The organism is Vibrio sp. B181a (genome assembly GCF_030248375.1).
GTDB lineage: Bacteria > Pseudomonadota > Gammaproteobacteria > Enterobacterales > Vibrionaceae > Vibrio > Vibrio campbellii.
This window is the reverse complement of the sequence record NZ_JAHGAD010000106.1, coordinates 1-10,461: the sequence shown is the minus strand read 5'-3', so window position 1 is coordinate 10,461 and position 10,461 is coordinate 1. Positions and strand designations below refer to the sequence as shown.

General features: G+C 46.5%; 12 protein-coding genes and 1 tRNA gene. 7 read left to right on the top strand and 6 right to left on the bottom strand.

The features are described 5' to 3' along the window. Positions 1 to 43 precede the first annotated feature (43 nt). The 6 genes from KIO97_RS25645 to lolB all read right to left on the bottom strand — a co-directional run bounded on the left by KIO97_RS25645 (position 44) and on the right by lolB (position 4,729). Positions 44 to 120 (bottom strand) — tRNA-Met (locus tag KIO97_RS25645). Positions 121 to 405: 285 nt separating this feature from the next. After that, positions 406 to 1,497 (bottom strand): redox-regulated ATPase YchF, encoded by a 1,092-nt coding sequence (ychF, locus tag KIO97_RS25640; protein WP_005449255.1) that lies wholly within the window; start codon positions 1,495 to 1,497, stop codon positions 406 to 408. Positions 1,498 to 1,507: 10 nt separating this feature from the next. Then, complete coding sequence (gene pth / locus KIO97_RS25635) at positions 1,508 to 2,098, bottom strand: aminoacyl-tRNA hydrolase (RefSeq protein ID WP_005438598.1); 591 nt, start codon at positions 2,096 to 2,098, stop codon at positions 1,508 to 1,510. Between the two features lie 151 nt (positions 2,099 to 2,249). Further along, positions 2,250 to 3,194: a ribose-phosphate pyrophosphokinase gene (locus KIO97_RS25630; RefSeq protein ID WP_005449254.1), complete on the bottom strand. Its 945-nt coding sequence runs from the start codon at positions 3,192 to 3,194 to the stop codon at positions 2,250 to 2,252. 27 nt (positions 3,195 to 3,221) lie between these two features. After that, entirely contained in the window at positions 3,222 to 4,094 is an 873-nt protein-coding gene (ispE, locus tag KIO97_RS25625) for a 4-(cytidine 5'-diphospho)-2-C-methyl-D-erythritol kinase (RefSeq protein ID WP_285384317.1), read from the bottom strand. After that, complete coding sequence (lolB, locus tag KIO97_RS25620; protein ID WP_012127200.1) at positions 4,091 to 4,729, bottom strand: lipoprotein insertase outer membrane protein LolB; 639 nt, start codon at positions 4,727 to 4,729, stop codon at positions 4,091 to 4,093. The genes ispE and lolB overlap by 4 nt, the downstream gene beginning before the upstream one ends. Positions 4,730 to 4,863: 134 nt before the next feature. Here lolB and hemA point away from each other — a divergent pair, with 134 nt between their 5' ends. The 7 genes from hemA to KIO97_RS25585 all read left to right on the top strand — a co-directional run. Next, positions 4,864 to 6,120: a glutamyl-tRNA reductase gene (gene hemA / locus KIO97_RS25615; protein ID WP_010650925.1), complete on the top strand. Its 1,257-nt coding sequence runs from the start codon at positions 4,864 to 4,866 to the stop codon at positions 6,118 to 6,120. A 29-nt stretch (positions 6,121 to 6,149) separates the two neighbouring features. Next, positions 6,150 to 7,238 carry a peptide chain release factor 1 gene (prfA, locus tag KIO97_RS25610; RefSeq protein WP_012127201.1) on the top strand — a complete coding sequence of 363 codons (1,089 nt, stop codon included), beginning with the start codon at positions 6,150 to 6,152 and terminating at the stop codon, positions 7,236 to 7,238. A 4-nt stretch (positions 7,239 to 7,242) separates the two neighbouring features. Further along, positions 7,243 to 8,100: a peptide chain release factor N(5)-glutamine methyltransferase gene (gene prmC / locus KIO97_RS25605; protein WP_285384316.1), complete on the top strand. Its 858-nt coding sequence runs from the start codon at positions 7,243 to 7,245 to the stop codon at positions 8,098 to 8,100. Positions 8,101 to 8,140: 40 nt separating this feature from the next. Next, positions 8,141 to 8,524, top strand: coding sequence for a SirB2 family protein (locus tag KIO97_RS25600; RefSeq protein WP_285384315.1), 384 nt, complete (start codon positions 8,141 to 8,143; stop codon positions 8,522 to 8,524). Positions 8,525 to 8,529: 5 nt separating this feature from the next. Next, a complete protein-coding gene (locus KIO97_RS25595) occupies positions 8,530 to 9,339 on the top strand; it encodes a SirB1 family protein (protein ID WP_005535723.1) in 810 nt (269 codons plus the stop codon). Between the two features lie 53 nt (positions 9,340 to 9,392). Further along, positions 9,393 to 10,244, top strand: coding sequence for a 3-deoxy-8-phosphooctulonate synthase (kdsA, locus tag KIO97_RS25590; protein WP_132697798.1), 852 nt, complete (start codon positions 9,393 to 9,395; stop codon positions 10,242 to 10,244). A 21-nt stretch (positions 10,245 to 10,265) separates the two neighbouring features. After that, the coding region (locus tag KIO97_RS25585; RefSeq protein WP_285384314.1) for a hypothetical protein at positions 10,266 to 10,461 on the top strand (196 nt) is incomplete at its 3' end.

Genomic DNA, 10,461 nt, shown 5'->3' with positions numbered 1-10,461 from the left:
CCGCATCTATTCCTAATTGCTCTTAAAAAAGAACCTTTAGGAATGGTGGCTACGACGGGATTCGAACCTGTGACCCCATCATTATGAGTGATGTGCTCTAACCAGCTGAGCTACGTAGCCAAAACCATGTTTTCTTGTTCTCGTCGCTAAGTTGCCTTGTCGTCGGGAACGGCGCGCATTATGCGAAGTTGAGTGAGATCCGTCAACAGTTTTTTTCAATAAATCCTGCAAAATCCATCGTTCGCTTCCTTTTTAAACAAAGAGGCGCGTTTATGATCTAAAACTGGAAATAAAATGGCTTGCAATAAGGGACTTAATTTCTTGTCTTTTCTGAAAGGTATAAAAAAAGCCAGCACTATGGCTGGCTTTTTATGTAAATGAAGTGTTTAGAATTCATTCACTTAATTATACGTTGAAGCGGAAGTGTACAACATCACCATCTTTAACGATGTATTCTTTACCTTCTAGACGCCATTTACCTGCGTCTTTCGCGCCGCTTTCACCGTTGAATTGGATGAAATCGTCGTAACCAACAACTTCAGCACGGATGAAGCCTTTTTCGAAGTCTGTGTGGATCTTCGCTGCCGCTTTTGGTGCCGTTGCGCCAACAGGGATAGTCCATGCACGAACTTCTTTCACGCCAGCTGTGAAGTAAGTTTGTAGGTTCAATAGTTCGTAACCTGCGCGGATAACGCGGTTTAGACCAGGTTCTTCGATACCAAGGTCAGCTAGGAACTCTTCACGCTCGTCATCTTCTAGTTCAGCCATTTCTGATTCAATAGCTGCACATACAGGAACAACAACGTTGTTTTCTTTCGCTGCAAACTCACGTACTGCGTCTAGGTATGCGTTGTCTTCAAAACCATCTTCGTTCACGTTAGCGATGTACATTGTTGGTTTTAGCGTTAGGAAGTTTAGGTAGCCAATTGCTGCTAGCTCTTCTTTTGCAAGATCAACAGTACGCGCCATGCCACCTTCTGTTAGTACAGGAAGCAGTTTTTCTAGAACGGTTAGTTCGAATTTCGCGTCTTTGTCACCGCCTTTTGCTTTCTTAGCGTTACGCTGAATCGCGCGTTCACAAGAATCAAGGTCAGCCATCGCTAGCTCAAGGTTGATAACTTCAATATCTTCGATTGGAGATACTTTACCTGCAACGTGAACGATGTTGTCGTTTTCGAAACAACGTACAACGTGGCCGATTGCGTCAGTTTCACGGATGTTCGCTAGGAATTTGTTACCTAGACCTTCACCACGAGATGCACCTGCAACTAGACCAGCGATGTCTACGAATTCCATTGTGGTAGGCAGAACTTTCTGTGGGTTAACGATCTTTGCTAGAGCATCTAGACGTAGATCTGGCACAGGAACCACACCAGTGTTTGGTTCAATGGTACAGAACGGGAAGTTTGCTGCTTCAATACCCGCTTTAGTTAGTGCGTTAAACAGAGTTGATTTACCAACGTTAGGTAGACCAACGATGCCACATTTAAAACCCATGATAGTAACCTTATTCAGCTTTGAACGTGTGGAGGCGATTTTGTGCTTTTGATAGACCATCCTTAATTAGGATGTCTAGACAGCGCACTGATTCGTCAGCTGCGGCGTCTAGTAGCTCTTGCTCTTTCGCTGGAGCTTTGCCTAGTACAAAACCCGCCACTTTATCTTTGTGTCCCGGATGGCCAATGCCGATACGAAGACGATAAAAATCTTTGTTATTGCCCAGTTTGCTAATGGTGTCACGCAGACCATTGTGGCCACCGTGACCGCCACCTTTCTTAAACTTAGCGACACCTGGCGGTAAGTCTAGCTCGTCGTGAGCAACCATGATCTCTTCTGGCTTAATTTGGTAAAACTTCGCAAGTGCTGCGATCGCTTTGCCAGATAGGTTCATGAAGGTAGTTGGGATTAGCAAACGGAGATCCTGGCCATTGACCATAATGCGTCCTGTTAGGCCAAAGAACTTTGGTTCGTTCTTCAGGGTAACGTTGTGAACGCGTGCTAGTTCTTCTACAACCCAAGCGCCCGCATTGTGGCGAGTTTTGGCGTATTCTGGTCCCGGATTAGCAAGACCAACAAGAAGTTTGATTGGTTGAGTCAAGGTTAGGATCTCTCTGGAATCTCAAAAAGCGCAGTATGATAGCACAGAATTCTCGCAGTGGGCGACCAAGGGATTTTCTGCCTATCGATACAAATAAAAAAACACCCCATAGAGGGGTGCTTTTGAAATCAGTCTAACTGAAATGTTCGGGTTAGTTGAACATTGCAGAGATTGACTCTTCGTTGCTGATACGACGAATCGCTTCAGCTAGCATGCGAGAAAGGCTTAGTGTGGTTACTTTGCCAGTTGCAGCCATCTCTTTAGATAGAGAGATAGAGTCAGTTACGATAACTTGGTCAAGAACAGAGTTCTTAATGTTGTCCGCAGCGTTACCAGAGAATACAGCGTGAGTTGCGTAAGCGAATACACGCTTAGCACCGCGCTCTTTTAGCGCTTCAGCTGCTTTACATAGTGTGCCACCGGTATCGATCATGTCATCAACGATCACACAGTCACGACCTTCAACGTCACCGATTAGGTTCATTACTTCAGAAACGTTTGCACGTGGACGACGCTTATCAACGATAGCAATGTCGATATCGCCTAGTGCTTTTGCAGTTGCACGAGCGCGAACAACGCCACCTAGGTCAGGAGAAACCACTACAGGGTTTTCTAGACCACGAGATTGCATGTCTTCTAGAAGTACTGGCGTACCGAAGATGTTATCAACTGGTACATCGAAGAAGCCTTGGATTTGCTCTGCGTGTAGGTCGATAGTTAGAACGCGGTCTACGCCAACGTTAGATAGGAAATCAGCAACAACTTTTGCAGTGATTGGCACACGCGCAGAACGTACACGACGGTCTTGGCGAGCGTAGCCGAAGTAAGGAATTACTGCAGTGATACGACCTGCTGAAGCACGGCGCATTGCATCAATCATAACAACCAATTCCATTAGGTTGTCGTTAGTCGGTGCACAAGTGGATTGAATGATGAAAACATCACTACCACGAACGTTCTCGTTGATTTGAACTGCAACTTCGCCATCAGAAAAGCGAGAAACAGATGCATCACCAAGAGAGATGTAAAGACGATCAGCAATACGTTGGGCTAGTTCAGGTGTTGCGTTACCAGCAAATAGCTTCATATCAGGCACGGTGGAAACCTCGGGTTTGCGTCCAGTTTAAATAGGTCGGTGTGAGGCTGATTGGTATTCAGCCAAAGTCTCTTTTAGTGGCGAAATATTTCGCCCTTGAGCGACAAATGCCGAGACTTTATCAGAGAGTTGTGCAAGGATAGTTTCTGCTTCGGATTTGCTCGAAAATTCAGCAAAAACGCAAGATCCTGTCCCCGTCAATCTTGACGGCGCGTATTGTAGCAGCCATGAAAGTTGCTTATCAACCTCTGGGTAGAGCATTCGTACAATTTTTTCGCAATCGTTTACGCTTGGCGTGTTTAAAAGCGTTTCTAAATCGCGTTTTGGCGTATTTCGGGTCAAATCTGGATGTCTGAATATGTCGGCAGTTGCAATGGAAACGTTCGGGCGTACCACTAAATACCATTTCTCATCTGGATGAGCGGGAGAAAGTTTCTCGCCAACTCCTTCAGCAAATGCGGCAAAACCACGCACAAATACTGGCACATCCGCACCAAGCGCAAGGCCAATTTCGGCTAATTCGTCATCACTCAGATTAGTTTGCCATAGGTAATTAAGCGCAACCAACGCCGTTGCTGCATTGGAAGAACCGCCGCCAATTCCGCCGCCCATCGGTAGGATCTTATGTAGATTGATATGTGCACCGTATGAGCAATTCGCGAAACGTTGAAGTGCTGTTGCTGCTTTCCAGATCAAGTTGTCTTTTAGAGGAACACCTTCGATCTCTGGCGAAATCGTGATCTCACCAGAATCGTTTGCTTGAATGGTTAGCTCATCGCCGTGATCGACGAATTGGAATAAGGTCTGTAACTCGTGATAGCCGTTTTCTGTTCGGCCATTAATATATAGAAAGAGATTCAATTTCGCTGGTGATGGCCAGCGGGTTGAAAGATCGATCATTGGGTGATGTTCCATTTTGTGATCACTAAATTAATTTTTACGTCAGATGTGCTCAGTCTTAACTTGTTCGGCAGCGGCAAGGTCTGCTCATGCCATTCAATGTCACCGTAACGCTGATAAGCTATGTTCCAATCATTCAAGCCAATCTGTTTATCCAGTGCTTGGAGGGTATTGGTCGGTGATAGTTGGAAAGAGTCGGCATCTGTAGGTAAGCCAAGTAGCCAATCAGGTAAATGGTCGACTGGCATCATTAAGCCGGTTAATCGGTAAATCAGTTGGTTAGCATCACGTGCGGAGAGGACTTGGTCGTCGTAAGTTTCGACCGTCGCACCTTGTGGGGTAATGGTGAGCTTTAATGCGGTTTGACCAAGTAGAGTCGTTAAACGCAATTGACTTAAAGCGGAAGAGTGCTTCCAGAAAAAATTCAGGCTTTGTCTTTGATCAGGGCCAATATAGCCAAGTTTGCCTGTAGCTTGAAAGTTATCAATGGTTTCCAGTCGCTGTTCATGCGCTTGCCACTCTACGCTGGTGACACTTTCAGGAACAGAACTACAACCCGCGAGTACTATGCTCGATAAGAGCAAGATGAGAAAGGAGCGTAAGGTCATGTTTGATGGCTTATTAATCAGTTTCATCGGTAATCGCTCACAACTATAGCATTGAAAAGCCGAGCGAAGGAAAACAAATCCGGCTTACCCTTTCAATAAATGCGTGCTTACAGTAAAATTCTGAACCTATTTTATAACCGATCTCAGAGATACCACGTTAGATGTCCTTGCTTGCTATTGGAATCAATCACAATACAGCGTCTGTTGACTTGCGAGAGAAAGTGGCGTTCGGACCCGATAAATTGGGCCCAGCACTTGAGCAACTCAGAGAGCACGAAGCCGTCAATGGCAGTGTGATTGTTTCTACCTGTAACCGTACCGAAGTGTACTGCGACGTGAAGCAAGGAGCGCGAAATAAGCTTATCGACTGGCTAGCCCAGTTCCATCAAGTTAATCAAGAAGACTTGATGCCGAGCCTTTATGTCCATGAAGAGCAAGCGGCGATTAAGCACTTGATGCGTGTTTCTTGCGGCCTTGATTCACTGGTACTTGGTGAGCCTCAGATTTTGGGTCAGGTAAAACAAGCGTTTTCTGATTCCCGAGATCATCAGGCGGTGGATACGTCGATTGATAAGTTGTTCCAAAAGACTTTTTCAGTCGCAAAACGTGTTCGAACAGAAACTGATATTGGTGGTAACGCGGTGTCGGTGGCTTATGCTGCCTGTACATTGGCGAAACACATCTTTGAATCACTGTCTGACTCAACGGTATTGTTGGTTGGTGCGGGTGAAACCATCGAACTGGTGGCGAAGCACTTAGCGTCTAACGGCTGTACTAAGATGATTGTTGCTAACCGAACGCGAGAGCGTGCTCTTGGTTTGGGTGAGCAATTTGGCGCAGAAGTGATCAGCTTGAATGAAATTCCTGACCATTTACCAAGGGCAGACATTGTCATCAGCTCAACGGCGAGTCCATTACCTATTATTGGTAAGGGCATGGTAGAGACTGCGTTGAAGAAACGTCGTCATCAGCCAATGCTTTTGGTGGATATTGCGGTCCCACGTGATGTGGAAGCGCAGGTGGGTGAATTGAGTGATGCTTACTTGTACTCGGTGGATGACTTACAGTCGATCATCGATAGCAACATCGAACAACGTAAAGTAGAAGCGATTCAAGCAGAAGCGATCGTCAGCGAAGAAAGCGCGGCATTTATGACGTGGCTGCGTTCACTCCAAGCGGTGGACAGTATTCGTGATTATCGCAAATCGGCTAACGAAATTCGTGAAGACTTACTAAGTAAGAGCCTACAATCATTGGCAACCGGTGCAGACCCAGAAAAAGTGCTGCGCGAGCTTAGTAATAAACTCACCAACAAACTGATTCACGCTCCAACTCGTGCGCTGCAAAGTGCGGCCGAGCAGGGCGAACCAGCAAAATTAACGGTTATCCGCCAGACCCTTGGTTTGGATGATCTGTAACTCACGCTTTTTATTAAGAAAACGACACTATGAAAGCCTCTATTCTGACTAAGCTAGAAACGCTAGTAGAACGTTACGAAGAAGTTCAACATCTTCTTGGTGATCCTGATGTAATCGGAAATCAGGATAAATTCCGCGCTCTATCAAAAGAGTACTCTCAGCTAGAAGAAGTTACTAAGTGCTTCCAAGCGTATCAACAAGCGCAAGACGATCTTGCGGCTGCTGAAGATATGGCGAACGAAGACGACGAAGAAATGCGTGAAATGGCGCAGGAAGAAATCAAAGAAGCAAAAGAAGCGATCGAGCGTCTGACTGATGAGCTACAAATTCTTCTTCTTCCGAAAGATCCAAACGATGACCGTAACTGTTTCTTAGAAATCCGTGCAGGTGCGGGTGGTGATGAAGCAGGTATCTTCGCTGGTGACCTGTTCCGTATGTACAGCAAATACGCAGAAAAGCGTGGCTGGCGTATCGAAGTTATGTCTTCAAACGAAGCAGAACACGGCGGCTACAAAGAGATGATCGCGAAAGTGAGCGGCGACGGCGCATACGGCGTGCTGAAGTTTGAGTCAGGCGGTCACCGTGTACAACGTGTACCAGCGACAGAATCTCAAGGTCGTGTTCATACTTCTGCGTGTACCGTAGCGGTTATGGCGGAAATCCCAGAAGCGGATCTGCCAGAAATCAAAGCAGCAGACCTAAAAATCGATACATTCCGTGCATCTGGCGCGGGTGGTCAGCACGTTAACACCACGGACTCGGCAATCCGTATTACCCACTTACCAACTGGTACGGTAGTAGAGTGTCAGGACGAGCGTTCACAGCATAAGAACAAAGCGAAAGCGATGGCAGTACTTGCTGCGCGTATCGTTCAAGCGGAAGAAGAGCGTCGTGCGGCAGAAGTGTCTGACACACGTCGTAACCTACTAGGTTCTGGTGACCGTAGTGACCGTATCCGTACTTACAACTACCCACAAGGCCGTGTTTCTGACCACCGTATCAACCTAACCATCTACCGTTTGAATGAAGTGATGGAAGGTGACCTACAAAGCTTGATCGACCCTGTTGTTCAAGAGCACCAAGCAGACCAACTAGCGGCGCTAGCTGAGAACGGCTAATCGAATGAGCCAAGTTCAATCTATTGAGCAAGCACTCAAAAGTGCGACGGCAATTCTGACAGAAGGCGGCAAAGAGTCGCCTTCTCTCGATGCAGCTGTCCTTCTTTGCCATGTCCTTGGCAAACCACGAACCTACCTACTGACCTGGCCAGAAAAAGCATTAGAAGCAGAGCAACAAGCTCAGTTCGATGACCTTTTAGCGCGACGTATTGCTGGTGAGCCTGTAGCTTACATCATCGGTGAGCGTGAGTTTTGGTCGCTGCCACTTAAAGTCTCTCCATCCACGCTGATCCCAAGACCAGACACTGAACGTTTGGTTGAAGTCGCATTGGATAAAACTTACGAGCAGACTGGACCAATTCTTGACTTGGGTACTGGCACAGGGGCGATTGCGTTAGCGCTCGCGTCTGAGATGCCGAAACGCCAAGTGATGGGCGTTGACTTAAAGCAAGAAGCAAAAGAGCTTGCCGAGTACAACGCGTCGCAGTTAAACATCAAAAATGTGACGTTTGATCAAGGTAGCTGGTTCGAACCTATTGTCAGCGGAACAAAGTTTGCTTTAATTGTTTCCAACCCACCGTATATCGACGAACAAGATCCGCATCTCTCTCAAGGTGATGTGCGATTTGAGCCAAAATCGGCGCTCGTCGCTGATGAAAATGGTTTGGCAGATATTCGCTATATCTCTGATCTTGCACGTCAATATCTGGAAGAGGGTGGGTGGCTCGCATTTGAACATGGTTATGATCAAGGCGACGCCGTTCGTGAGATCATGACGAACTTTGGTTATGAGCAAGTAGTCACGGAAAAAGACTATGGTGGTAATGACCGAGTGACGCTCGGTTGTTACAAGCCTCAATAATAACGAGCAAGTCAGCAGTAACTTATAAAAGAGAAAGAAAATGTACGTAGCTCTAAAACACATTCACTTAGTAACGATCGCATTGAGCGCGATGCTACTATCGATCCGATTCGCGTTGTTGATGATGGACTCTCCAAAACGCAACAATCGCTTCTTGAAAGTTTTCCCACACATTGTTGATACGGCGCTATTGCTGTCAGGTATCGGCCTAATCATGGTGACTGGTTTCATTCCGTTTACGGATGCTGCGCCTTGGCTAACCAACAAGATTACATGTGTGCTTGCGTACATCGCTCTTGGTTTCTTCGCTTTGAAAATGGCGAAAAACAAGCTGCTGAGAATTTTTGCCTTCTTTGGCGCTCTAGGCTGGTTAGTGATGGCCGCTAATATTGCCGTATCTAAAAATCCAAACCTATTTGGGTAATCTCAATGCTTGAGTTTTTTGACGAAGATTTTGACAACATGGCGTTGGTGGAAGGCGCGTTAGAACTGAACCATTCCATCAACCCAGACACTAATGTGCATTGGGCAAAACTAGAACTAGAACGTCTCTACGAAGAGGCCGAAGCGATTCTGGTTCATGAGACGGACGAAGAGCAGCGTTTTGACTCTTTCTTGCGCCTATTCTTTTACGAATGGGGCTTTAAAGGCGACGAACAAGAATACTTTATCTCTGACAACAGCTTTATCGACAAGGTGTTGGAGCGTAAAAAAGGCATTCCGGTAAGCCTTGGTGCCATCTTGCTTTACTTGGGCAACCGTCTTGGCTTCCCGATGAAAGGGGTGACATTCCCGACTCAGTTTTTGATCAAAGTGGATTGGATGCACAAAACACCAGACTACATTAACCCGTTTAACGGTGAGTATGTTGGTGAGAAAATCCTTCAAGCTTGGTTGATTGGTCAAGAAGGCCCATTGGCAACATTGAAGCCTGAACACTTTGAAGAAGCGGACAACCCGACAGTGATTGGTCGTTGGCTCGCGTTAATTAAAAGCGCGATGCTACGTGAAGAGCGTTACACACTGGCACTGCGATGCACCAATCTCGCACTGACTTTCGTACCGGATGACCCATACGAGATTCGTGACCGTGGTTTCATCTTCCAGCAGTTAGAGTGTCATCAGGTGGCGGTTTCAGATTTTCAGTACTTTATTGACCAATGCCCAGACGATCCGGCATCAGAACTACTAAAATCACAAGTTAACGCCATGAGCGAAAAGCACGTTACGCTTCACTAATTTTATCGGCATGCTGAAACCGGCGTGCCGAAGACAGACAAAAGAGAATCAAAATGGAACAGAAAATCGTTAATATTGGCGACATTCAGGTTGCTAACGACAAGCCATTCACCCTATTTGCAGGTATGAACGTTCTTGAGTCTCGTGATCTTGCTATGCAGATCTGTGAGCACTACGTAAAAGTAACGGACAAACTTGGTATCCCATACGTGTTTAAGGCGTCGTTCGACAAAGCGAACCGCAGTTCTGTTCACTCATACCGTGGCCCAGGTCTAGAAGAAGGCATGAAAATCTTCCAAGAGCTGAAAGACACGTTCGGCGTGAAGATCATCACTGATGTTCACACTGAAGAGCAAGCTCAACCAGTCGCAGACGTGGTTGACGTTATCCAACTTCCAGCATTCCTAGCTCGTCAAACTGACCTTGTTGAAGCAATGGCGAAAACAGGTGCGGTGATCAACGTGAAGAAACCTCAGTTCATGAGCCCTGGTCAAGTGGGTAACATCGTTGAGAAGTTTGCAGAATGTGGTAACGAAAACATCATCCTTTGTGAGCGCGGTTCTTGCCACGGTTACGACAACCTAGTGGTTGATATGCTTGGTTTTGGTGTGATGAAAAACGCATCGAAAGGCAGCCCAATCATCTTTGACGTAACGCACTCACTACAAATGCGTGACCCATCGGGCGCTGCATCTGGCGGTCGTCGTGAGCAGACTGTTGAACTGGCGAAAGCAGGTCTAGCAACAGGTATTGCAGGTCTATTTATTGAAGCGCACCCGAACCCAGATCAAGCACGTTGTGATGGCCCATCAGCACTGCCGCTAGACAAACTAGAGCCGTTCCTAGCGCAAATGAAATCGCTAGACGATCTAATCAAGAGCTTTGCAGACATCGATATCAAATAATCGGTTGCTGTGAATGTCTGAATGAAATGGTCAGCCTATGTGCTGGCCATTTTTGTATCGACATATTCATTCTGCTTCACTATCCTTTTCTCGCTTCTCGCTTCTCGCTTCTCGCTTCTCGCTTCTCGCTTCTCGCTTCTCGCTTCTCGCTTCTCGCTTCCTTACACCACCTTGATTATGTCTATAATTTGCTTAGATTTAAGGCTATCTAACTTGT